This is a genomic window from Phaeocystidibacter marisrubri, from assembly GCF_008933165.1.
Classification (GTDB): Bacteria; Bacteroidota; Bacteroidia; order Flavobacteriales; family Schleiferiaceae; genus Phaeocystidibacter; species Phaeocystidibacter marisrubri.
Genome location: NZ_WBVQ01000002.1, coordinates 544,323 through 567,544, shown reverse-complemented (window position 1 = coordinate 567,544; position 23,222 = coordinate 544,323). Strand labels below are relative to the sequence as shown.

At 44.0% G+C, this 23,222-nt stretch carries 20 protein-coding genes and 1 riboswitch; of the genes, 12 read left to right on the top strand and 8 right to left on the bottom strand.

Annotated elements, in window-relative coordinates; translation table 11 throughout:
- Positions 1 to 145: 145 nt before the first annotated feature.
- Positions 146 to 2,881, top strand: coding sequence for an FISUMP domain-containing protein (locus tag F8C82_RS09955; protein WP_151693440.1), 2,736 nt, complete (start codon positions 146 to 148; stop codon positions 2,879 to 2,881).
- 175 nt (positions 2,882 to 3,056) lie between these two features.
- Here the strand turns inward: F8C82_RS09955 and F8C82_RS09950 are convergent, their stop codons facing one another.
- The 6 genes from F8C82_RS09950 to F8C82_RS09925 form a co-directional block, all read right to left on the bottom strand.
- Positions 3,057 to 5,039 (bottom strand): T9SS type A sorting domain-containing protein, encoded by a 1,983-nt coding sequence (locus F8C82_RS09950; RefSeq protein ID WP_151693439.1) that lies wholly within the window; start codon positions 5,037 to 5,039, stop codon positions 3,057 to 3,059.
- A 1,432-nt stretch (positions 5,040 to 6,471) separates the two neighbouring features.
- The gene (locus F8C82_RS09945; protein WP_151693438.1) at positions 6,472 to 7,746 is read right to left on the bottom strand and encodes a hypothetical protein; all 1,275 of its coding nucleotides are present in this window, start codon (positions 7,744 to 7,746) and stop codon (positions 6,472 to 6,474) included.
- 62 nt (positions 7,747 to 7,808) lie between these two features.
- Positions 7,809 to 8,201 (bottom strand): hypothetical protein, encoded by a 393-nt coding sequence (locus F8C82_RS09940; RefSeq protein WP_151693437.1) that lies wholly within the window; start codon positions 8,199 to 8,201, stop codon positions 7,809 to 7,811.
- An 18-nt stretch (positions 8,202 to 8,219) separates the two neighbouring features.
- Positions 8,220 to 8,606: a hypothetical protein gene (locus tag F8C82_RS09935; protein WP_151693436.1), complete on the bottom strand. Its 387-nt coding sequence runs from the start codon at positions 8,604 to 8,606 to the stop codon at positions 8,220 to 8,222.
- A 24-nt stretch (positions 8,607 to 8,630) separates the two neighbouring features.
- Positions 8,631 to 9,017: a hypothetical protein gene (locus tag F8C82_RS09930; protein ID WP_151693435.1), complete on the bottom strand. Its 387-nt coding sequence runs from the start codon at positions 9,015 to 9,017 to the stop codon at positions 8,631 to 8,633.
- Between the two features lie 119 nt (positions 9,018 to 9,136).
- On the bottom strand, positions 9,137 to 9,601 hold the full coding sequence (locus F8C82_RS09925) for a hypothetical protein (RefSeq protein WP_151693434.1): 465 nt from the start codon (positions 9,599 to 9,601) through the stop codon (positions 9,137 to 9,139).
- 402 nt (positions 9,602 to 10,003) lie between these two features.
- On the opposite strand from F8C82_RS09925, the gene F8C82_RS09920 reads away from it, so the two are divergent.
- From F8C82_RS09920 to F8C82_RS09885, 8 genes are all read left to right on the top strand, one after another.
- Complete coding sequence (locus F8C82_RS09920; protein WP_170266217.1) at positions 10,004 to 11,413, top strand: ArnT family glycosyltransferase; 1,410 nt, start codon at positions 10,004 to 10,006, stop codon at positions 11,411 to 11,413.
- 26 nt (positions 11,414 to 11,439) lie between these two features.
- Positions 11,440 to 11,542: riboswitch (TPP riboswitch) on the top strand.
- A gap of 77 nt (positions 11,543 to 11,619) precedes the next feature.
- The gene (locus F8C82_RS09915) at positions 11,620 to 12,336 is read left to right on the top strand and encodes a class I SAM-dependent methyltransferase (RefSeq protein WP_151693432.1); all 717 of its coding nucleotides are present in this window, start codon (positions 11,620 to 11,622) and stop codon (positions 12,334 to 12,336) included.
- Positions 12,333 to 13,388: an AIR synthase-related protein gene (locus F8C82_RS09910; RefSeq protein ID WP_151693431.1), complete on the top strand. Its 1,056-nt coding sequence runs from the start codon at positions 12,333 to 12,335 to the stop codon at positions 13,386 to 13,388. The genes F8C82_RS09915 and F8C82_RS09910 overlap by 4 nt, the downstream gene beginning before the upstream one ends.
- On the top strand, positions 13,385 to 14,011 hold the full coding sequence (locus F8C82_RS09905; RefSeq protein ID WP_151693430.1) for a thiamine phosphate synthase: 627 nt from the start codon (positions 13,385 to 13,387) through the stop codon (positions 14,009 to 14,011). Before F8C82_RS09910 ends, F8C82_RS09905 begins: the two co-directional genes overlap by 4 nt.
- The gene (locus F8C82_RS09900; RefSeq protein ID WP_151693429.1) at positions 14,001 to 14,282 is read left to right on the top strand and encodes a Trm112 family protein; all 282 of its coding nucleotides are present in this window, start codon (positions 14,001 to 14,003) and stop codon (positions 14,280 to 14,282) included. The genes F8C82_RS09905 and F8C82_RS09900 overlap by 11 nt, the downstream gene beginning before the upstream one ends.
- Before the next feature lie 172 nt (positions 14,283 to 14,454).
- Complete coding sequence (locus F8C82_RS09895) at positions 14,455 to 16,122, top strand: ATP-binding cassette domain-containing protein (protein WP_151693428.1); 1,668 nt, start codon at positions 14,455 to 14,457, stop codon at positions 16,120 to 16,122.
- A 1-nt stretch (position 16,123) separates the two neighbouring features.
- Positions 16,124 to 17,461: an HlyD family secretion protein gene (locus tag F8C82_RS09890; RefSeq protein ID WP_151693427.1), complete on the top strand. Its 1,338-nt coding sequence runs from the start codon at positions 16,124 to 16,126 to the stop codon at positions 17,459 to 17,461.
- Positions 17,458 to 18,837: a TolC family protein gene (locus tag F8C82_RS09885; protein ID WP_151693426.1), complete on the top strand. Its 1,380-nt coding sequence runs from the start codon at positions 17,458 to 17,460 to the stop codon at positions 18,835 to 18,837. The genes F8C82_RS09890 and F8C82_RS09885 overlap by 4 nt, the downstream gene beginning before the upstream one ends.
- On the opposite strand, the gene F8C82_RS09880 is transcribed toward F8C82_RS09885, so the two are convergent.
- The gene (locus F8C82_RS09880; protein ID WP_151693425.1) at positions 18,838 to 19,425 is read right to left on the bottom strand and encodes a hypothetical protein; all 588 of its coding nucleotides are present in this window, start codon (positions 19,423 to 19,425) and stop codon (positions 18,838 to 18,840) included. It abuts the gene before it with no gap.
- A 104-nt stretch (positions 19,426 to 19,529) separates the two neighbouring features.
- Here F8C82_RS09880 and F8C82_RS09875 point away from each other — a divergent pair, with 104 nt between their 5' ends.
- Genes F8C82_RS09875 through F8C82_RS09865 form a run of 3 tightly spaced genes read left to right on the top strand, consistent with a single transcriptional unit; the run spans position 19,530 to position 22,004 of the window.
- Entirely contained in the window at positions 19,530 to 20,063 is a 534-nt protein-coding gene (locus F8C82_RS09875) for a dihydrofolate reductase family protein (protein WP_151693424.1), read from the top strand.
- Between the two features lie 5 nt (positions 20,064 to 20,068).
- Positions 20,069 to 20,746 (top strand): hypothetical protein, encoded by a 678-nt coding sequence (locus tag F8C82_RS09870; RefSeq protein ID WP_151693423.1) that lies wholly within the window; start codon positions 20,069 to 20,071, stop codon positions 20,744 to 20,746.
- A 7-nt stretch (positions 20,747 to 20,753) separates the two neighbouring features.
- Positions 20,754 to 22,004 (top strand): hypothetical protein, encoded by a 1,251-nt coding sequence (locus F8C82_RS09865; RefSeq protein ID WP_151693422.1) that lies wholly within the window; start codon positions 20,754 to 20,756, stop codon positions 22,002 to 22,004.
- Here the strand turns inward: F8C82_RS09865 and F8C82_RS09860 are convergent.
- Positions 22,001 to 23,221 carry a bifunctional folylpolyglutamate synthase/dihydrofolate synthase gene (locus F8C82_RS09860; protein ID WP_151693421.1) on the bottom strand — a complete coding sequence of 407 codons (1,221 nt, stop codon included), beginning with the start codon at positions 23,219 to 23,221 and terminating at the stop codon, positions 22,001 to 22,003. The two genes, F8C82_RS09865 and F8C82_RS09860, sit on opposite strands and share 4 nt — an antisense overlap.
- Position 23,222 lies beyond the last annotated feature (1 nt).

Sequence of the window (23,222 nt, the reverse complement as noted above, 5' to 3'; positions counted from 1 at the left end):
AATCCGCAATAGATCAGTTTGGCCATTCATGCGTATGTACTCAAGAAATTGCACTAAACAATCCCTTGGCTAAGTCGTGAAAATCAGGGTTTTAGTTTTGGTGGTTTGTTCTATATTCGATACTCCAAAAACCTACTAATCTATTATGTCAATTTTTAACTTAAGAAGACTAGCCTTTCTGGGGGGAGTCTTCCTTCATGCACTTGTTTCACAAGGACAAACAAATGTGCCCACCGTTACAATTGGAAATCAGGTGTGGGCGGAACAAAACCTGCAGGTCAGGACGTTCAATGACGGCTCGGAGATACAGTTTGCCACCTCTTTGCTCGAATGGCACAGGCTGAGTGCCAGCAATCAACCCATGGCTTTTGAGTATTATGATACCATAACCGGAACAACGATAATTTATTACAATGTCCAAGCTATAAACGATCCCCGTGGATTGGCGCCAGAGGGGTTCCGGATTCCTACCGTGGAGGACTACTATTCTTTGATGGTGAATCAGGGTCCGGGAACTTTCTCGCAGACCGTGCAGAAGCTTTGTAGTAATAAGGGGTGGTACAATACAGACAAGTACGGAGTACCGAGCGATGCTTCGGGTTTCAATGCTTATCCTACCGGTGTAATTGCTTACAAGGGGAGGTTAAACCAGATAGGATATTACAGCAAGTTATGGTTGAGTGGGGGATATTGCATCAGTTTCAGCCTGAGAGGATATGAACAATATCCACCATCAGACTATTCCTTTGTGGGGATGCCAGTTCGATGTATAAAAAACGTATCCTATCCGCAAAGGTTGGTACCGATGGAAATCAATGGTGTAACCTGGTCACAAAACATTCTTAAAACCAAACACTTCAGGAACGGGGATCCTATCAACATAGCGTCATCACTTACTGAATTTCAAGCGCTAGGCGATAGCCAGTTGCCGGCAGTTTATATTACAATTCCTCCAGGATTCATTGAAGATGTGTATTACTATAACGACTATGCGGTTCGTGATTCTCGGGGGTTGGTTCCAGTGGGATGGAAGTTGCCATCCAAGAACGACTATCTGAATGTATACGGTCCCGGGCCCTACACAAGTACTTCAATGTTCAAATTTATGAGCGAGGAAGGCTGGCTCATCACAGGGGATGGAGAGCCGAATGATGAAACCGGATTTAGTTTACAGCCTTTTGGAGCTGCAGATGGGCCTAGAGGATATCTTCGTCACAGATATTCGTATCTCTGGACGTCAGATGGAGAAGGAAGCGCAAGCATAGTAGGATATCAACCCTATGTCAACTTTTCAACTGTAAATCGGAAATGGGGTTTACCCGTAAGGTGTTTGTACGCAGGTGCGCCTGTGGTAGACATCGGTCAGGTTGAGATGGAGCCAATCAACTGTATGTCAGCTATGGTTTCATGTAATCTGGAAATAGATGGCTCTTCATCCTTCGATGTCGTTCAGAGGGGAATTTGTTACAGTACGCAGAATCCAACTCCCAATCTCAATTCTAGAGTCATGCAACTGATCAATGATGCAGGTCTTCAATCCGGCATCTTGGAAGTAACTCCAGATAATACGTATTACCTCAGAGGTTTTGTGAAATACGTGATAACGATTGACAATGTAAAGGATACTATGGTGGAGTATGGACCAGTGTTCCATCAAGCAGTTGGCCCTTGCAGCATGGATAGCTATCTTATCAACGCTAATCATACCCTTTCGCAAAACTTGGCGAATGCAGAGCCTCCTCTGCAGCCTATTCTTCCTTCCTGTCAACAGAACGGAGTGTATACGACTCCTCCTTTTTATTTAGACAAGCATACCATCGGTTGGATGGGCAACGACTATCTGGATGTGAATACGGATAGAACGGTAGGTTGTTCCGCGGATAATTGTTCGCTTAATCCAGAGGATCCGAAAAAGATGTACTACTACACGTACAACTTGTCTAGCAAGAAGTTTCATAAATACTGTATGGAAGGAGCGCCAGCCGATTCGTGGGCTGAGCCCCGATATCTACATCAGGGAATGATTTATGGAATTACCCTGAACTCAGATCCAAATGATCCAAGGGGATGGGAGCCTACGTATGAAATATTCTCTTTTGATACAGCTACCCAATCCATTCAATCGTCTGTGGCTGTTTACAAGTACCTGAATGGTTGCTTCAAAATGGATTTTGTATTTGGTAACAACGGAAAAATCTATGGGGCCATAAATGCGGATTGCCCCTCTGATCCTACCCTTCAGAATCAGGTGTTCGAGTATGATCCAAGCAAACCCGAAGGATCCCGTAACCCAACCTATTTCTACTTTAATGAAGTAGAAGGTATTGAAATATTCAAGGACCCTCAGGCCATTGTTTCTACCCGGTTGCTGGTGGGAGAAGGCAGTTTGCTATACGGGATCATTAATAAGGCAAGTACAGGCGAAGCTTATGTATTCACATTCGATACGCAGTCTCAGGAATTGGGGATACTTGACACGCTTCTCAAGGTGCCTGGCAGATATTATGGGCCATTGAGTGATGGTCCTTGGAACGAGATAATAGGTATGTACTACGGAGCTAATTCCGAGCCAGGTGTTTATCATTTTTATCCAGAAGCAGTGAATGATCAGGCTTTCGGATCGTCTGATGACGCCATAAAAGCTGCCTCGATTAATTACAACTACCAGTTCACATTGAAAGACGGTAGTGTGGAGTACATTGGGAACAATAGCTATCTCATTCCAGTGCATCTTAAATTACCAGAAGGCACACCTGTGCCATATAGGGATAGACTTATTCTTTTGAATTTGGAAAACCCAGATGCTCCAGCTGTTCAGCTTGTACCGGATAATATTCCTGCAGACGGGTATTACGGAACAAAGGTGTTGTTCACGAATTGATCAAACCACTTCCGTTACTACAGAGGTGCTGACGGATTGCATGTACTGGCAATGTTTTATTTGAATTTGAATTAATTTGATACAATCAAAAGCTTGGTTCAGTGCTATGCGTTCTCAATAGCATATAAGTAAAAGGGCGCCTACAAGGCGCCCTTTAATCATGATAGGATGGAGTTTATTCTACAATGACCCGTTCGGTTTGAGGTTGACCATCAATTTCAAAGTGCAGGATGTAAACTGCCGGTGCAAGTTCATTGAGGTCTAATTCGCGGCTTGGAAGGTTTGCTGATATGACTTGTCCGGTTATGGATATTAACGCTACAAGTTTTACCTGAGAATCTCCCGCCTCAATGCGGAATAGATTGCGATCAATTTTTTGCAACTCATATTTATGGTTGCTCTGGATAGGTAATGAGATGTTACCTGTTTTGTCTTGAGATTCAACTACATCAATAACAGAGCAATGTGCTGCATCAAAATTAAGGTCTACTTGATCAACGGTGTGAACAATGCATGGTGGGTTGTTAAGTAATCCAAATGAATCTTTGTGATCGTCATCTACTGAAATCGGTTGACTGGTGATATTCTCTGAAAAGTCTTCACATTCGTATTCATCGTTCCATATACCAAAAACATGACTGCGAACATAGCTGGTTGTTCTATTGTATCCATCGGCCAGGTAATAGTCAAAGTCGTTTCCAATTTCCAGTCCTGTCACATGGCTCACCTCTCGCAAGGTTGCTCCTGCTTGATCCATAGACCAAAGACTAACAATACCATGGCCTACATTCACATCTAAATTACTTTTCTCTATTCGAATGATTCCAACGGAAGTATTGTTGGGTCTTTGCCATCTGTCTCGAGCATCATCCAGAACCATAAGTACATCAAACTCACCTTCTCCCTCTCGAGGGATAAGACGATGAACCCCACCGCGTAGTTCAGAACCGAATGGGTCTTCCATTTGGACTTTTGTGAACTGGACTGAAGAGGTCAGGCTGAGATCATATTTGCCAATAACAGGGTTCCCGGTACCCCGGTCTAGGGTGAGGTGCAGATAGGTTGGGGTGAGTCTCTCGCTGAAACTCAAATAGATGTTGCCATTTTCAATGAACAGATCCATGTATGAATATCCGTTGCCCCATCGTTGATTGGTGCTGCTGTACTCGGGCAGATATGTAACTACTCCACGGTCCATTTGAATACTCCAAACACCAGAATTCTCATAGGCTTTAAAAGCAATTAATGCAGGTGCTATGTATGTGGTTGCTCCTGACGTAGAGAGTTGATAGCCTTGATCATTGTAATGAATTCCCGCGGCTACCATTTCATCTTGCATTGATTTTCGGGCGGAAATGGGTTTGAATTTGTATTCGAAACTTTGAGTGTTGTAGATGTTTATGGCTCCATTTCCGTCTACATGGAAAACAACCGCCAAGGGATGATCGGCTAAGTCCGCTGAGTTGGTGAGATTCCCTGTATGACCTAGAGCCATGTATACATTGTGGCGTATTTCTCTAACGCTAGTCCCATTAGAAAAAACCTGACCTTGATATGGGATGTCTCCCATGTAGAAGGTATAGGGTTGATTTACATATGCAATTTGAACTTGATCGGTTGCTAAATTGTATGACCCAACTATCATGATTTCATACTTTGTTTTGGTGTAGTTTTCGGAATGAGGTCGCCGTATACTACCTGTAAAAATCAAGAGTTCACGATTTTCACCTGAATCATATTGTAAGCTGGAAATGGTCAGGTAACTTAACGGGGCGTCTGGCCAAGTACCATCTCCTAGATTTTCATTTAGCACATTGACCGAGTTTGGGACGGTAATTTTCTTGGACAACTGAAGCGCTCCGTTTTGATCAAACGCGAGTAACCAAAGTCCGTCGTCTTGCGGTTCATAATCAGAGCGGGCACCTCTTCCTAGAGAATAGGCTGAAAAAACAGTCCCCTGTGGGAATTGTGTGTTGGAGCTCTCACCGTTGGTGGTAATTGCGTCTGGAATGATCTCATAATCGCTCCAAAACTCAATTGGTGGACCCGCAGTTGTGTAAGTTGACAACTCTGTGGTTGTGTTGATTGAGCTCCAGCTCTGTGCTGAAACACTCAGCGAAACTCCAAGAATCGCCGTTGAGATGAATGATAGTTTCATATATAGAAAGGATTAGTAATTACATGATTTGGAGAATTATCACTACACTTTTATGTCTAATTTGATCAACATTAAAGCGCAAATAGGATTGTGTAATTCAATAGATGAAATGGGTGTCTTATTGAGTGTTTATAAAGAGTACGGAGTCGGAAATGGACACGTTGGATGCTTTTAGTCTTTTAACATATTTATATTCTGATTATCAGATAGATTGAATTCATTTCTATAAGCGGAATTATAGGAGTGGGCTAGAGATTTCAATGAAACCAATATCTGGTGATGTGAATGTATTTTCAGATCAATATTTCCCTTAGAATTCTCACGTTTGCATGCTAGTCCTACCTTTGTGAGATGTTGCTACGTCTGACCTCTTGTTTTTCTTGTTATTCAAACAAGCCTGTTGGCTCAAAAGGATATGGCAGACCCTAATGCGAATAAGTTCTATGACTTGAGTACGGAGCTAGAAGGTGTAGATGTTGAAGCCTCTGCTGTAGCTTTGCGCGAATCTCGTGACTAGGCTTTGAAAGGAAAGGACTTCAAGTTGGTGGCAAAACCAGAGTATGGTCTTAGTATTCGCTTTAATGATATGGGGCTTTTGGATTCTGCTGAGTGCGATCTGAATAGTGCTCTAGTTCTCACTCATAAATTTCACTTTGAAGAGCTTTTTCCAAGCATGATTTTGGGAAGTAAGGGTAATGTTCTAGCGCAAGAGGGAATGTTTGACAGTGCCTCTATTACCATGAGAAGGCACTGGAGAGTTTGCATCCATCCGATAGGGAAGGCGTAGCTTATGGCTTGATGAATTACGCTTCTGTACTTTATTATACCGGGCAAATAGTTCGTGCTAATTAACAATATAAGAAGGCCCTGAAGATTGGAATAGACTTTGGTTATCAGAATGTCGTAGCCGCCATCGTACAAAATATAACAAGCATTGCCACCAGGGCAGAGATGCGAATTCCAATTGAATTACTTCGAAAAGTCCATAGAAAAATAGGAGATCATATAGTAAGGCTTAAGTCTCCATTGAATACCACAAGAACATACTTGTTCCTAAAACGGCGGGAAATGAAAATCGAAATGAGCAAGGCAATTACACTTAATAGAATGGGTGTTTTCTCAGCTATAATCAATTCAGAATACTCAGTTTCAAATAAGTTTAGATAGGGGAGGCAGAATTCTCGACGAGTTTCTGTAGAGTTGGTAGACAGGATGGCAAGTTTGTGAAGCACTATAGCATAAAACAGTTACATCGAAAGGTTCAATTGAACTTACAGGTAAGACGTTCATGATGCCTACCTCTTCAAGACATTGGTTGAAGTAAATGCAAAGTCTATTGAATGGCAAATTGAATACAGCAACACTCATCCGCATCAAGTACTAGACGGAATGAGTTCATAGTCTGATGAATAGAGTAAACCTGTACAGCAATTCATTCTGCCTCAATTTGACTGAACAGAGATTTAACTTCAATTCCTGTAAGTGTGAGGATTCTATTCGTTGAAAACTCTGTTACATCGTTTGTATTGACGGTGAGAATAGTAGCAAGTGGATATTTCCTTTGAAGGCGTGCTCTTTCAATCTTGTTATGAATTGCATCTTGATTCGGAATTAACAAGAGCCCAGTATACTGATCGTCAATACATGATTCACATATCATAAAATCTGTAATACATACTTGAAGGGTGTCTTGACTCAACGGAGTAGATGATTCAACAATCGAATAAAAAATAGAATCACCCAATTCATCAATTCGAATCGTGTTAAAACGTCCGTCCTGAACGATTACTCGTTGTCCCAAGTATGGACGTGTTGCCTCTTTATCGAGGTGGTATTGTTTGATAAGTTGACCATCCTGTGTGAAGTACATCAATTCTGACTGAAAGTCTTTGGTTTTGAGAACTACAACCATGGATTCATCAAAAAAGACATTTTCTATGTGCTCCCGGTCCATCGTTTGCCATTCTGACATCATAGAGCCAAGTACCCACTTTATTCCTCCTGTTTTAATGATACTATCAACATTGATCCCGAGGTCTTTCATCTTATCACTCCAGCCTTCGCCATTGGTGGGGATTGACCAACTGATATTTGAACTTTTGCTATTCAAATGAACCATTGAAGCGAGAGGGTCAATGATAGCAACAACTCCTCTTGAAAAACTAACATTAGTTGTCCATAGTCCTCCAGATAAATTGGAGTAAGATTTTTCAACCGTGCTAACAGATGATTCTTCAAAAGTTGCTAAGTCAATATGGCGAATTGTTGCGTTCTCCATCATGACCGTCTCGCTTAACAAGTACGGATAGTCTTGAACAATTATCAGTTCATCTTCGTTGAGACTTGCATAGTCACATTTCCCCCCAAGCAAGAGGGTGTCCTGTAGGCTTCCGTCGGAGTTGTATTTGTAAATAATAAGTCCCTCTCTGCTTGAGCCAAATCCAATCCAGTTGTCTCCAGATTTAACAGGATCAGTAGCGTGAGACCAACAAGTCACCTCCAATTTCACAAGCTCTTCAAACTCCTTCGAGTACACGTGAACAACATCGTATCTGTCATTGTAAAAGAAGAAAAGGGGTGAATCACTTTCAGAAGAGCTAAATGAGGAAGAATAGTCATATCCAAATTCAATTGGAGAAGGGAGTTGACTATAAAGTATTTGTGAACTTATTGCAGTGAACAATAATAAGGGTAGAAGTCTATTCATAATTATAGAAGACAAAGAAGCCTGAACTTTAACATTGTAAAGTTCAGGCTTTGAATTTAGTCTTAAAGGAAAGTGAATATGACTGTACCATCACCTTTTCCAAGATTTTCAATGACCTGATAGGTAAAGGTGGTAGAGCCAACTACTATCGTACCACTACCATCATCACTTTCAGAGTCGTACATAGTCAAAATTTCTTCTGCGTATGTATCAAGGTCAATAGGATAACCAACCCCACTTGTTTGCCAAATACAACGAATTAGACCTTCGCCAGTACATTTAAGACTACCTACTGTTTCATCGCTTGTCGTGTCAAGCCACTTCTGTTTAACAGAACTATAGCCGTTTTCTCCGCCTCCAGATCTTTTGTAAATAACTCTGTCGGGTACTTCGCCAGCGAAAGCAATTGAAAAAGAAAAGAGTAAGGGTCCTAGAAAAATGAATACTTTTTTCATGATAATTAAGTTAGCGTTCTACAAATTGTGGAAATAGTAACGGACAGTTCCGTCTCCTTCTCCAAGTGACTCTATAACTGTAAATGAAAATATCTCCCCGTTTACGTTGATAGTTCCGGAACCATCGTTCTCATTATTTTCGTATTCGGTGAGAATTAATTCAGTGTATAAATCAAGGTCAATTGGATATTCACCAACACCGCTTTCTTGCCAGGCACATTTCGCAGATCCTTCGTTGATACACTTCAACTCACCTTTACTTCCTTCTCTGTCAGTCCACTTTTGGTCGACTTTGTCGTAGCCATTTGGTCCCGCATTTCTGCGTGTTACATCCAGATACTCTGGCACTGTTCCAAAAAGATTCACACATAGAAACAATGCTAAAATTGAGAATACATTCTTCATGGTATTTATGCTTTGGTAGTTCTCTTAATCCTTCAATCTGAAACGAATAGTCCCGTCACCGTTTCCTAAACTTTCTAGAATCCAGTAATGTACAATCGCATCTCCGACGACAATTGTGCCTATTCTGTTTGAGTTACCATTTTCATATTCATTAAGAATTTGAGTAGATATGAAATCAATGTCTATTGGATAGCCTTGCGCTCCAATAAATTCACGCCAATGACAACTAGATGTTCCTTCGTTATAACACGTTAGTTTACCTCTGTTTTCGCCAGTCCAATCCTGGCGAACTTTGTCATAGCCTTCAGGTCCGCCTCCAGATTTTCTAACATCTAGATACTCTGGAACTGTAGCTTGTGCGCTGATAGTTAAGAGTGTGCATACTCCTGTTAGAGAAAGTAATCTCTTCATGAGAATAAAGTTTAATTAATAGCATATCAGTAAACTGCCCTAAAAACGACGCAGTTATAAAAAAGTCAAGTTTTACGGAATGCAAGAGTTAAAACTCTTGCACTCCCAGTCTCCACCCTTTACACCAAGAACAATACAACCGCGCATAGCGAAGCATATAGAGCGAACAGACAGAGGATTAAAGATCGAGGTGATCGCTTTCGGCTGTTGATCATGAACCGGAACGGGTGGTTGAGGTTGTGTTGAGCGAGATTTTCGGGCGACATCCCCAAGCAATGGTAGCCAATGATTCCAGCTGTGAATAGAAATGCCCCGCCCATGTAAAGGGACAAACTGGTGACAAACAGGCCAAATGTGAGGAAGGGTAATAGTATGAGCAGTGTATTCGTGGATCGTGCCTTGTATTGATATACGTAGTACGGGATGGCGGAAAAGAGGAAGAAGCTAAGTGATACGTTGTAGAATGTGAAACAATATATTAAACCGTGAAAAGCGGCATAGCCTACATAGACTGCAAAGAGGATAAACGCGATACACGAGAGTCCAACTTGTCTTGTAACTAGTTTTAAGTCTCTTGAGTTCATTTGACAGGCAGTGTAATCGGAAAGATTCATGTCTATACAATCAAAGGTGACAGGTGAATTCGCATTTCAAGTTCAACCTACACCCCAGAGTGCCACAGAAAGATTAGATATCTCCTTATAAAGTTTTAGATGTCGAGAGGGGCATAAAGTCACTTGAGGATTTGGAGTAAAACTAGAATCTCATAGCATTGGATGCTGTACGGTTAATGTGTGGTTTTCATCAGTATTTAGTTGATTTTTGGAGCATCTGTAGGGTCTTGATGGTGTTGAGTATAGAGTGAATCCCCCTATTGTTGGACGCGCGTTAGGACGAGCTAGTTGTCAATGAGGAGGCACTCAATTTCTAGGATGCAGACTTTATCTGGTAAGCGACTTATCTTCGTTGGTAAAAATAGCGCTGCCTTGACTAAGCAATCTCTGTATGGTTTACTAGCTTCTCTTTTCGGACTCTATGTCGTTTTGAGAAGTGCTTGGCTTTCGTTTACGATAGACGAAGCGATGTCGTACAACTATGTAGTTGGACTCTGGGGAGAGGAAATGAACATTGCCAACAATCACTTTCTGAATACACAGCTAATGAAGCTGTCGCAATCGGTGTTTGGCAGCAGTGCTTTTGCCTTGCGACTGCCCAATGTGTTGTCGTTTTTCTTGTATGCATGGTCGGTTTCTCAAATTGTTCGCTACGCAAAGACCAATTGGCTCTACTTCACAGGAGCAATTCTTTTACTCGCCCTTCCGTTTCCTCTAGAGTTTTTTGCCTTGGCGAGAGGATATGGACTCAGCATGGCCTTTTCAGCATTTGCCATTGCTCAAATCATGAAGGCGTTTTCGAAGAATGGGGAGGTTCATCTCGTGTATGCCTCGCTTGGTGCGGGACTCGCTGTGCTTTCGAACAATGCTGTTCTCAATGTCTCTATTGTCATGTGGATAATGATTTTGGCGGGTTTTGTGGTGAAATGGAAGAAGGGCTTTACGTCCAGAGTAATGGTGAGCTTTGGAGTTTCACTCATCATTGCCCTGAGTTGTCTTTCTTTTTCGGTGATGGAATTACTAGAGCTTCGAGCCCTCGGTGAATTGTTCTTTGGAACGGATTCTTATGCCAGCTTCGGTGATCACTTGATTTCTAATTTCTTGTATACCGATACGGCCGTGCCTATCATGAAACCCCTCACTTTAATTCCCTTGCTTTTGTTTGTATTGGTGGGCGTTTTGCGAGTGCTGAGCACGAAGCTGTTTCATCCGCTATTTGTCGTGAGTTCACTGCTCCTGTTCGTTTCGCTTTTGGGCTGGGTATTGGAGCACGAGCTTTTCGATGCGCTACTCCCGCGCACTCGTACGGGAATTATCTACGTCCCGCTGATTTCTCTTTGGGCATTTTCCATTGGAGTCGCGCTAGAAGGTGAAGCTGGAAAATGGAGAAAATTCTTCCAGTATTTATTGATGGCAATGGGGCTGGTATGGGCGTTGAACTTTGGTTTATTTTCAAATTTCTCACATGCTAGAGACTGGCGATACAGTGCAAAAATGGAGGAGATTATGACTCGAGCAGGTCAAATAGCCTCAATTGCCCAGCGAGAGATTGAAATCGAGAAACCCGCGCTTTATCGCTCGAATGTCAATTACTACGTTCATTCCAGATCTTACCCTATCAGCATCGATTGGAAGGAGGATATTTCTTTTACCAAAGAACTGGTGTTAGCACGCCCCCAGGATATCATGGGAAATGTTCCCTCAAATTACGAAGTGGTCTTGGATTATTCAGAGTATGAGACAATTCTCTTGGTGCGTAAAGATGTTTTGAATCGAGACTGAGTTTTCGAAAAACCATTCCCTACCTTTGCCCCTGCACGGGGTGTCAATGCCAAAGAGGCATAGACTGAGATCATACCCGTACAACCTGATTTGGATAATGCCAACGTAGGGATGCTCTATTGTACACACATATGGTTGTTTGTCACGACGCTAGCCGTCGTTGGTGTTTTTCTATCCAGATATCACGAAAAACACATGACACTTCGATGGACAACAAATTCGAAATTCTTCCTTCAGAACTGAGAACCTGGCAAGGCCGGGAGGAGTGGTTCTTCAATCGAGATCATACCGATACCTACGAACAATGGTATGAGGGTAGGTACAAGCGTGCTGAAATTTGGCAGAAGCGCGTGATGGAGCAACTGGTGAAAAGTGATCCTCGCGTTCAGAAACTGCTGGAATTTGGTTGCGGAACAACGCGCTTTAGCCGTTGGTGGAAAGAGATTGGTATTGATGCTACAGGAGGTGATATTTCACCTCTAATGCTGTCTCAAGCACGTCATCTATTTTCGGGTGACTTGGTGAATGCCGATTCTCACCACATGCCTTTCAAAGACCATACTTTTGATAGCCTTGCCTTCATTACCACTTTTGAATACTACAAGGATCCTGTAGCCGTGATACGCGAATCGGCAAGGGTTGCCAAGTACGGTATTGCCTTTGGTATGATGAACCGGAATACGACCAAGTACATCCGTAGAAGGGTACAACAAATGTTCGGCAAGAACCCGTTTTATGTAACGGCAAATTTCTACACTCCAAAGTCACTCATCGCAGTGATTGATGAGGCTTTGGAAGGACGAGATTACAGCATTCAATGGACCTGTACGGGATTGCCAAAGCGCTTCCCTGTTCAACAATGGCATGTGCCTATCGGTGATTTCTTTGGCCTGTATGTTCGCTTTAATGACGTGGAGTCATGAAGCTTGAAGCAGGTAAACTGGGCTCTTCTGAGTTGACAGATATCATCTGTTCGCAAACAGGCGCCACTCCATCCGCTGTTCGAACAGGCCCTTCCTTTGGCGTGGATGTGAGTCTCGTGGATATAGGGAATGGTCGTGGTTTGGTTCAAACAAGCGATCCTCTCAGCTACATTCCCTCCTTGGGGCTGGAAGAGTCGGCTTGGTTGAGCGTACACTTGATGGCCAATGATATGGCAACCAGTGGTCTAGCTCCCCAGTTTGGGCAGTTTGTCTTGAATCTTCCTGCTCATCTAAGCGAGAGTGATTTTAAGACATATTGGAGTTTTATCCATAAGTTCAGTTCGGAGATCGGGTTGGCTATCACTGGTGGGCATACCGGTTTTTTTGAGGGAGTTAATTCTACCATCGCTGGTGGCGGAACGCTTACTTCTATTGGTGATTTGGATAAAATCCGCCTCTCCAATATGGGGTCGCCCAACGATGAGTTAATCGTGACGAAGTCGGCAGCACTTTCTTCTACCTCCATTCTCGCTATGAGCTTTCCTGAAACGGTGGTGCAAAAACTCGGCACTGAAATACAGCGAGAAGCGTCATCGGCGTTTTTCCAGACGAGTTCGTTGAAGGATGCTCTGATAGCAGTCGGTCAACAGGGAGAGCACCCCGAAGTAAAGGCCCTACACGATGTAACAGAAGGAGGAGTGATCGGTGCGCTCATTGAATTGGCAACAGCTTCTTCATGCGGATTGCAAATCAATCTTGAAAGCTTGCCATTAGAAGAGGCGCAAGAGGCGATATGTCGACTCTTTTCATTGAATCCATTCCGATGCGTAGGTGCGGGATCTATGATTATTGCTTGCGCTGCTGGCACCAGTGATTCGGTCATCCAACGACTCAAGAATGCTGGAATTTCAGCGTCTATGGTCGGAGTGCTGAAAGAGCAAACACATGGCCTTCAATGGACCAATGGCGATGAAAGTGGAGAGTTGGAGTACCAAGATCGGGATCCTTATTGGGAGGCATTTGGCCATGCGCTAAAAAACGGGTGGAGATGAATAGACGGAGAATGAAGGGCGGACTCTATCTGGTGGTAGATCCCTCAAAAAGTGAAATTGAACTTATTTCTGCACTGAATAGTGTGTTGGAGGAAGGTGTCTGTGCGGTCCAATTATGGGACCATTGGGATCAGGTTGAGAATCCTTTGGCATTGATCGAAAAAGTCGGCAAGCTATGTGGAACCTTCGACGTGCCACTGTTTATCAATAACCATCCCGAATGGGTGGAAGATTGTCCGAGTGTTTCGGGAATTCACTTTGATGAATGGCCAACAGATTACGCGTGTCCAGAAGGTGTACTTGTGGGTATCACATGTACAAATGAAATGGAGGTGATTGATCGTGCCGAGGAGAACTCCATTGATTACATCTCCTTTTGTTCCATGTTCCCATCTTCCACTTCCAACAGTTGTGAATGGGTAGATCACGCCTCCGTGCATCGTGCGCGCGAAAGGTTTTCTGGATTGATCTTCTTGGCAGGAGGGATTACACCAGAGACACTTCCTCAACTTCAAACCCTGCCATACGACGGAATTGCCGTTGTTTCTGGAATCATGAGTAGCGACTCTCCGTCAGAAGCTGCTCGAATTTTCAATCAAAAAGTAAAAGAACATGAAAACTGAAACGATAGAAATCCTTTGTTGCCCTTTTGATAAGAGTGATTTGAAACTCACCGTTGTCACTCAATCCCTAGATCGAGAAGTTCTCGAAGGGTTTTTTACCTGTGAATCGTGCAACCGACTTTATCCGATCGTTCAAGGTATTCCCATCATGAATCCTGATGAATACCGTGAAGGTAAGCTGGAGCGCCCTTTGTTGGAGCGCTGGTCAAAGCAGTTGGAAGCCAAAGATGCTGTGGCTTCACGCCGACTTCTTGAAACGTTAGATCAATGATGTTTTTAAGGGGGATTGAGCCTGGCTAGCGCATATCAACCCCTTAACATTCTCGACATACCTTCTATACAATGTGAGATTACTTGTGAAATTTCTCTTAAAATCTCTGTAAGCATTAAACCGTCAGGCTTTTGAGATGTTACCTTTGCTTGTAAAATAACAACACTCTTGGATGAGCATGCCCAAAATTTCACCCTTAGAGCGCTTGTATCGACTCCTTGTACAGGATAAGAAGGAAGTTTTCTACGTACTGTTTTTTGCCGTTTTGAACGGTGCCATTGGCTTAGCCTTGCCTTTGGGGTTTCAGGCCATTATCAACTTGGTGATGGGAGGAAGGCCCAGCGCTTCTTGGTGGTTTTTAGTGGGGGTTGTTCTCGCTGCCATCTTGTTTGCTGGCGTACTTCAGATCCTGCAAATGCAAATTACGGAGAGCCTTCAACAGCGAATCTTTGTTCGATCTACCATCGCATTTAGTTATCGTATACCCCGACTTCATCCGAAGTCACTAGTGGGCGATAACCCTCCAGAATTGGTCAACCGCTTCTTTGACACCCTTACGGTGCAGAAGGCAGTTCCCAAGGTTCTTCTTGACGCCTCCACGAGTGCACTACAGATTTTCTTTGGGCTTCTATTGCTTTCTGTTTATCACTCCTTGTTTGTGGTGGCGGGTGCAGTGGTTGTCCTTTTGGTCATCTTGATCTTCCGGTCAACATGGAAGCGCGGTTTGAGAACTAGCTTGGATGAGAGTACCTACAAATACAAGGTGGCATATTGGTTAGAGCAAATGGCCAATTCCATGAACACCTTTAAGTTGGCGGGCAATAGCAAGTGGCCTAATTTGAAGACGAAATCACTCACGGAATTGTGGTTGGGAGCTCGAAAATCACACTTTAAAGTGTTAGTGCTTCAGTATGCTCAACTCGTTGGATTCCGATTCATTCTAACGGCTATGCTCCTTATTTTTGGTGGAATCCTCGTGTTCCAACAGCAGATGAGCATCGGTCAATTTGTGGCGGTTGAAATTGTTTTCATCTTGATCACGAACAACGCAGACAAGTTGATCAAATTGGCAGAACCTCTTTTCGATACGGTAACGGCCTTAGAGAAATTAGCCGGTGTTCTCGAACGTCCACTGGAGGGCGATGAAGGCCGTACATTGGACTTCAATGTAGAGGCCTGGCCGCTTGATGTGACTCTTGATGAGACCAACATTCGACTAGAAGCGGGAGAGAAATTGGCGGTGATGGGGTATGCCGGAAGTGGCAGAACCAGTGCATTGCGATCGGTTGCTGCCCTTCATCCAGATACGATGGGTGATATTTATATTGATGGTATTCAATTGGACAACCTTGACCTGTTCTCTTATCGATGTGGATTGGGGGATAATTTGAGTCAGGAGGCCATTTTTGAAGGAACGCTGCGAGAGAATCTGATTGTAGGAAATTCTACCGCTTCGGATCATATCGTTATTGATGGGTTGAAGAAAGTGGGATTATACGATTGGTTCAAGAGTCTTCCAAAAGGATTCGATGAACGCATTTCATACGAGTCGGTTCACATTTCTCATTTTACGGGACAACGATTGATTCTCCTTCGTGCACTGCTTAGAAATCCAAAAATTCTATTGATTCACGATAAGTTAGAACACTGCGAAAAGACGCTTCGCAATCAAATGTTGGATTCCATCTTTGAACAGAAGGGGACGACCTTGATTGCCTCCAATAGAGAAGACGTTGTAATGCGCTGTTCTAAAGTGGTGGTGCTAAAAGACCGAAAAATCATCTACAGCGGCCCAGCTTCACAGTTGCCAAGCGAAGTTCAATCTGATCTCCTTTTCTGATATGCTGAACATTTCAAGAAATCCCATAAGAGATAAGGTTGATCCAGAAGTGGTAAAGACATTCGATCAGACTTCGATTAGTAAGACGATCAAGCGATTTGTGCGATGGTCTGCAGTGCTGACGTTTGTTGTGATTTTGCTGTTGTTTGTACCATGGACGCAAAACATTTCTGGCTATGGGAAGATCACGAATTACGATCCAGCGGTTCGTCCTCAAGATGTCCAATCTCCTATTCCTGGAAAAATTACACGTTGGTTTGTTCGCGAAGGGGACACTGTTCAAGAGGGCGATACCCTTGCTTACCTAAGCGAAGTAGACGCTTCTTATCTCGATCCCAATTTGCTGGAACGTATCGATCAAGAACTCAATGCGAAAGTTGCCGCGGCTGAAGCTTACTTGAACAAGGCAAATGCTCAAGCAGATCAAGTAGAGGCCTTGCAGTTGAGCTTGCGAATTAAGCGAGGTGAATTGGACCTAAAGATTCAATCTGATAGCGCAGATTTTGCCGCTGCACGCGTGAATTACGAGTTGGCGGGGAATCAATACAAACGAGCCGATACGCTTTACCGAGAGGGAATTAAGAGCAAATATGAGCTTGAACAACGACTTCAATCACTACAAGAGGCGCAGGCTAAACTGACAAGTGCAGAGAACCAGTGGCGACAAAGCAAAGCTGCTCGTCAGCGCTTGGAGGCAGATTATGCGGAATACATTGCGAAGGCCAGAAGTGAACAGTACACGGCTATTTCTCATCGCGAGGCTGCATTGGCTGAAATTGCCAAGTTACAGAACCGAAGAAACACCGTGGAAGTTCGTCAGTCGTACCACACCGTACGTGCTCCTCAAGAAGGAGTCGTCAGTCGAATATACATTCGAGGTATCGGTGAGAACATTTCGGCGGGAACACCAATCGCCGAACTCTTTCCCACCTCTGATGATAGAGCCGTGGAGATTCATGTGCGCGCTATGGACATGCCGCTGTTGGAAGAAGGTCACTTGGCTCAAATCGAATTTGAAGGTTTTCCAGCATTGGCAATTAGTGGAAAGCCCGATTTGAACTTCGGTACATATTCTGCTCATGTGGCGGTGGTGAGTCAGACTCCAGAAGCGGGCGGTACATTTAGGATATTACTTCGTCCATCGGAGGATTGGCCGGATAGATTGCCTTTCGGAACGGGGGCTCGTGCATACATTTTGTTGGATGAGGTTCCAGTGTGGTATGAGATCTGGCGACAGATCAATGGCTTCCCAGCTGAGTCGTATGATGCGCCGCAGAATCCAACCTCGAACTCAAGTTCAAGTACCAAGTCTACATCTTCTAACTCTTCTTCCAAATGAGGTGGGGTCTAGGAATCATCGCGCTATTCTTTAGTCTCGGGCTTTCGGCACAAAAAGTGAGCTTAAGTCTGGATACGGTATTGACGTGGGTAGAACGTCACCATCCGGTAGTTCGCAGCTTGGAATATAGAATGGAAGGTGCAAACGCCAATGTGATGGCTACTCGTGGTTCTTTCGATCCTTATCTATCTGGAAATTATTCAGAAAAGCAGTTTGAAGGAACAGAGTATTTTCAATATGGTCAGGCTGGCTTGAAGCTCCCCACTTGGTTAGGAGTGGACGTTTATGCCTACCGTGCATTTGCTGAAGGAGTTTATCTCAATCCACAAGAAACCATGCCCAACGAGGGGTTGTGGAAAGTGGGGGTGAGTGTTCCCGTAGGTGGCGATTTAATTTGGGATGAAAGGCGAGCTATGCTTCGCGATGCCCAACTGGTGGTAGATCGTACAGAAGCAGAGCAACGATTGGCGTATAGCGATGTGATGTACGAAACCCATGTTCGCTACTTTGAATGGGCTTTGAAGGAGGCCGAATATTCGATTTACAAGGAGGTAGAGCAACTGGCCAAAGAGCGCTTTGAATGGTTGAAACGCGCCTATGAAACAGGAGATCGTCCAGCAATGGATACTGTTGAAAGTAGAATTCAGTGGTACAATCGAAAGCTAAACACGCAGGAGGCCGCAGCAAAGGCCGCTAAAGCGAGAGCGTCTTTAAGTGCAATGCTGTGGACCGATGGAGGCGTGCCTTTGGAAGTGCCAGATTCGATTCATCCCGATCTTTCGGCCCTTGACTTCATTATCCCGAACGATAGTACTAAACTCTACGCCATGCTTGCGGATCAACCACAAGTAGCCGCATTGACAGTAGAAGTGGATCGTGCCTTGAATCAACGCAGGTGGAAACGCGCTCAACTTTGGCCAGACGTGAGTGTGCAGTACAACTTCCTTCGAGGAGGGGCAGGAGACGCTACATGGAACCTTCCCGATAATTATCAATGGGGGGTACAAGTGAATATTCCCCTCTTCTTGAGAAAAGCTAGGGGAAATGCCGATGCAGCAGAAGCTAAATATCACGAAGCAGAATTAAAGCGACTTAATGCTATTCAAGAAGCAGAAGCTGAGTTGATAGGTCTTCAGACACAATCCTACAACCTCGCCCAGCAATGGTTGCAAGCAGAGGAAGTCTACAACATGTCCAACACCCTCTTAGATGCAGAGCGAAGAAGGTTCCGCATTGGTGAGAGTTCGGTGTTCTTGGTAAACTCGAGAGAGAACTCCATGGTTCAAGCCGCCGTGAAGTGGTTGGTGATTCGAAAGGATTATCGCCTCACGCTAGAAAAACAAAAGCGGCTCGTGGCCGCTTATTGGGAGGAGTAATTATCTCCATCTTCTGTCTCTCGGATCTGGTGGGTTTTTGGTCCATTTGAGTGGGCCATCACACTGAACTTCGATAACAATACTGTTTACATCACCGAAGTAACTGAGCATTTTTTCACGCCAATTCTGAAAGGAGTCGCGGTCGTACAACTGACATTCGTAGTGCAGGATAGCAACGTCTTTATTGTTGATGATGATGATGGTAGGGTGAGCGTAATCATAGCTCCTTTTATCCCTTCCTGGGCGAATGCTTTCCCCTTCTATGAAGTTTGAAAACCAGTGCTTTAAAGCCCAGTCACGGTCGTATTCATCGGCGTAGCCATATACATTTACGTAGTATTTCGCATAAATGTTATTGTCGATATTCGATTTTACTCGATCACGACTTTCCAGCATGAAGCGCTCGGCAAATTCGTAATCCGTGTCGTCAATATCGCCAATGGGAGGATTGGAGATGTTCAGATATTTCTTTTCGTATAGACTGTCGTGATCGGCTACGAATGCAGAACATTTTTGAGCAAGTTCTTCATGCTGACCCATTAAGGTTGCACTAAAGCCGATGAGAATTAGGGAGAGTATGTGTTTCATAATACCGAAGATAGCAATTTGAATGCCGCAGTAAAATGTGCGATTATTCTAGTCACTGAACGAACATCTCCCATCACTTCGTACCTTTTTTGAAATTTTCATGCATGCGGAAGTTAATCCTCTACATAGCTGCTAGTGCTAATGGCAAAATTGCCGATGCCAATGGCGGCGTTGAATGGCTGGAACAAATACCCAATCCAGACCAGTTGGATTACGGCTACGCTGATTTTTTGAAGACGGTAGATACGACCATCATGGGTTACAGCACCTACGCACAGTTGATCTCATGGGATATAGAATTTCCGTACATCGGGCTTGATAATTATGTGGTGACTAGAAAGGAGACACCGGAGGATAACGGTCATGTGATTTTTGTGAAATCTGATCTTGAAACTAAGATTGAGGAGTTGAAGAGCATGACTTCCGACAAAGACATCTGGCTCGAAGGAGGCGGTTCAACAAATGCTCGAATGCTTGAAGCTGGATTGGTTGATGAGGTTCGCTTATTTGTGATGCCTATCTTTCTTCAATCGGGTATTGACTTGACGGCAGAGATGAAAGAGAATGTCATGTTGGGCAAACCGAAGGTAGTTGTCCATTCGTCGGGGGTAGTAGAGATGATCTATTCCTTAAACTGATAGAAATGAGAATACACAAGTTCGTCTTAATCATAAGTTTGATGTTGTCGACTACCCTTTGGTCGCAGCAAGAGTTGATAGGGACATGGCTAGTAGTACGAGTTCAGGTGGGGGAAAACACCATGACGCCCGATGCGCGTTGGTCGACCTTTCACGCAGATGGAACGCATGAAGGTGGAAATGGATGGAAGAAGCACTCCGAAGGCACGTATCAGTTTACGGAGGGACAACTCACCATTGAAACTACCAATGGCGTAGACGATGAATTTGGTGCCTTTCAAGTGATGTTCACTGAAGATGGAAACATGACATGGGAACGCGAAGAGGAGGGAATGACCGTAGTTGTTCACCTTGTGAAAGTGGAATCGGTTCCGCCTACAGAAGGAGATAAGCTACTTGGTCTGTGGGAGCTTTCTTCCGTTAATGGGGAGGCCTATGATGGAGATCGATACACTCTGTTTATGCGTTGGGACAACGTTTACAAGATTACGGATGGCGATGAAGTACATATGGGGACCTATCGTATTCATCCACACCGACAAAGGGTAGAATGGGTGGAATACGGAGACAATATGCCTAGAGAGTTCAGTACTTTTAAAGTGGAAGGAGATACCTTAGAGCTGTATGTTGAAAGTAATGGAGAGACCGTAAAGTATAGCTATACTCGATCCCATAAACTCTAGAGAACCCTTGGAGAATCCAAAGAAGCAAGCCCCTTATGCTCGAGTAGTACTGCTGATTGTCACTTTGCTGAGTAGCCTTTACTTTGGATATCAGCTACAGTATTATTCCGTTGATTTGTATGCAGGTGATTCATGGCACATTGTAGATGTGGCCCTAAATGAACATGGCCTCTGGAATGGATTTTCTCACCAGCATGGACCTCATCGAATGGGGGTAGCTTATCTGCTGTATTCAACCTATTTCAACTTGGGGATTACAAGTGCTTCAGCACACGCCTATACACAAGGGGCGTTGTGGTTATTTTCATCCTTGCTTGCACTTTTCATTTCCAGAAAGAGTAGGGGGTATTGGACGTATGCTGATGTAATCATTCCCATTGTGTTCCTCTATCCCGGATTGCTAATGGCCACGATCCGAGTGCCATACATTCACGGATTCACTGTGTTTTTTGCGACAGCTATTATCGCCCTGCATTACTTGAAGAGAAGGATGTTGAGGCAAGTGCTCACTTTAGTGATTTTGTTTTGCGCTGCTTTTACCTTCAACTCTAATTTGGTGGTATTGGCCTTTGCGGGCTTCTCCTTCATTCGTGTTTTTCAAGATTCCCTAAACAGAGCAGAGTATTTGGCGTACTTGATTTTCATCTTCGCTTTGGGCATGTACTTGCTTACTACAGCAGATTTAGATCAAAGCGCAGCCACATTGGAAGGTTCAACTTCGGCACTGGGTATGTTAATGTATGGACTCGAATTGACTACCAATTTCGTCTTCTTGCAAGCACACGAGTTTCAGCTTTGGGTTGGGATTGTGGTCCTTATCTTGAGTTTGACCATCTGGATATTACCAACCGTTGATTCGGCAAAGAAGATGATACATCCCCGTTGGATTCTAGTTGCACTGATTATGGTTTACTGGACTTTGAATACCTATACTCGATGGTCTTCTGGTGCAGGGAATGCACATGCTGCTCGTTATTTGGCGATGTCTCCCTTGGTGTTGTTTGCGCTCTATTGGAGTTCCGCTAGGTGGAAGTATTATAGTGTTTACGCCACAGGCGTGGTTGCGCTTTTTGTAGTGATAAGTTGGAATGCTTCCAGACAGATCGTTTTTCCGCTACGCGAGAACAAGGCGGCTTTGAACCATTGTAAAGAAACCCTTCTAACCGAAGAATATGAACAGTGTTTCACGGATTTACACCCCTATCCAGATCGGGTTCATTTAGAAGTCAGTTTGAAGAAGCTGGGTTATCTCCCTTAAGACAGAGCGTCGGCCACCACGAACGTACTACCGCCTACAAAGATCAAATCGCCTTCACAAAAGTTTGATTTAGCGGCTTCTATGGCATCCATTACTGATGGGTATGCGGCTCCTACCAAGTGTGCTTCTTTTGCGGCGTCGGCTAATTCTTTGGCGTCAAGTCCACGAGGAATGCTGGGTTTGGCAAAATAGTACTGTGCGCTCTTTGGAAGCATAGAAAGCACTTTTCGGATGTCCTTATCGTTCACCATCCCCCAGACCATGTGCAGCTTTTTGTGAGGAGTATCGCTGAGTTGTTGTAAGATGTACTTCACTCCATCTTCATTGTGCCCGGTGTCGCAGATGACATAAGGATTTTCAGAAAGCGTTTGCCATCTACCAGCCAATCGGGTATTTCGAACCACATTCAATAATCCGTGTTCAATATTTTCATCGGTTACGGAGAACTTCTTTTGTGTCCGTATCGCACACACGGCAGTTCGGATATTGTGCTTCTGGTAATAGCCTTTTAAGTCGGATTCCAAGGACTCAAAGACTTCATCTTCTGCGAAGAAAATGGGACTGTTGTTCTTCTTCGCAATTTCGCGAAAGACTGGGGTTGTGCTACTTTGTTTTTGTCCGATAATTACGGGGACATTCGGCTTGATGATTCCCCCTTTTTCTGCGGCGATTTCTGGAATGGTAGTTCCTAAGAATGCCGTGTGATCCAATCCGATGTTGGTGATCACTGACACCTCAGGAATAATCACATTTGTACTGTCTAGTCGACCTCCCATTCCCACTTCAACCACCGCAACATCAACCTTGTGCTTTCTAAACGTATCGAAGGCTAATCCTACGGTCATTTCGAAGAAGCTCAATTGCAAGGATTGGAAATGGGTTTTGTAGCGATTCACGAAGGAAATGACTTCTTCCTCGGGCATGAGTTCTCCATTGATCTTCACGCGCTCACGAAAATCAACTAGGTGAGGGGAGGTGTAGAGGCCTACTTTGTAGCCTGCCTCCTGAAGGATGGAAGCCAACATGTGTGATACACTGCCTTTACCATTGGTTCCGGCAACGTGTATAGAAGGAAACGCACCTTCCGGATGGTCCAATAGTTCCATCAGGCGGTGCGTTTTATCTAAGTCGATCTTGTAATGGGCACCAGGTCCGGTGCGTTGGTAAACCGGTAGTTGAGTGTAAAGCCATTCAACGGTTTCGCGAAATGATTCCACG

Bases quoted from the DNA above. Each gene is read 5' to 3' on its own strand.
- F8C82_RS09955 (WP_151693440.1), top strand. From the start codon at position 146: ATGTCAATTTTTAACTTAAGAAGACTAGCCTTTCTGGGGGGAGTCTTC.
- F8C82_RS09950 (WP_151693439.1), bottom strand. From the start codon at position 5,039: ATGAAACTATCATTCATCTCAACGGCGATTCTTGGAGTTTCGCTGAGT.
- F8C82_RS09945 (WP_151693438.1), bottom strand. From the start codon at position 7,746: ATGAATAGACTTCTACCCTTATTATTGTTCACTGCAATAAGTTCACAA.
- F8C82_RS09940 (WP_151693437.1), bottom strand. From the start codon at position 8,201: ATGAAAAAAGTATTCATTTTTCTAGGACCCTTACTCTTTTCTTTTTCA.
- F8C82_RS09935 (WP_151693436.1), bottom strand. From the start codon at position 8,606: ATGAAGAATGTATTCTCAATTTTAGCATTGTTTCTATGTGTGAATCTT.
- F8C82_RS09930 (WP_151693435.1), bottom strand. From the start codon at position 9,017: ATGAAGAGATTACTTTCTCTAACAGGAGTATGCACACTCTTAACTATC.
- F8C82_RS09925 (WP_151693434.1), bottom strand. From the start codon at position 9,601: ATGAACTCAAGAGACTTAAAACTAGTTACAAGACAAGTTGGACTCTCG.
- F8C82_RS09915 (WP_151693432.1), top strand. From the start codon at position 11,620: ATGGACAACAAATTCGAAATTCTTCCTTCAGAACTGAGAACCTGGCAA.
- F8C82_RS09910 (WP_151693431.1), top strand. From the start codon at position 12,333: ATGAAGCTTGAAGCAGGTAAACTGGGCTCTTCTGAGTTGACAGATATC.
- F8C82_RS09905 (WP_151693430.1), top strand. From the start codon at position 13,385: ATGAATAGACGGAGAATGAAGGGCGGACTCTATCTGGTGGTAGATCCC.
- F8C82_RS09900 (WP_151693429.1), top strand. From the start codon at position 14,001: ATGAAAACTGAAACGATAGAAATCCTTTGTTGCCCTTTTGATAAGAGT.
- F8C82_RS09895 (WP_151693428.1), top strand. From the start codon at position 14,455: ATGAGCATGCCCAAAATTTCACCCTTAGAGCGCTTGTATCGACTCCTT.
- F8C82_RS09890 (WP_151693427.1), top strand. From the start codon at position 16,124: ATGCTGAACATTTCAAGAAATCCCATAAGAGATAAGGTTGATCCAGAA.
- F8C82_RS09885 (WP_151693426.1), top strand. From the start codon at position 17,458: ATGAGGTGGGGTCTAGGAATCATCGCGCTATTCTTTAGTCTCGGGCTT.
- F8C82_RS09880 (WP_151693425.1), bottom strand. From the start codon at position 19,425: ATGAAACACATACTCTCCCTAATTCTCATCGGCTTTAGTGCAACCTTA.
- F8C82_RS09875 (WP_151693424.1), top strand. From the start codon at position 19,530: ATGCGGAAGTTAATCCTCTACATAGCTGCTAGTGCTAATGGCAAAATT.
- F8C82_RS09870 (WP_151693423.1), top strand. From the start codon at position 20,069: ATGAGAATACACAAGTTCGTCTTAATCATAAGTTTGATGTTGTCGACT.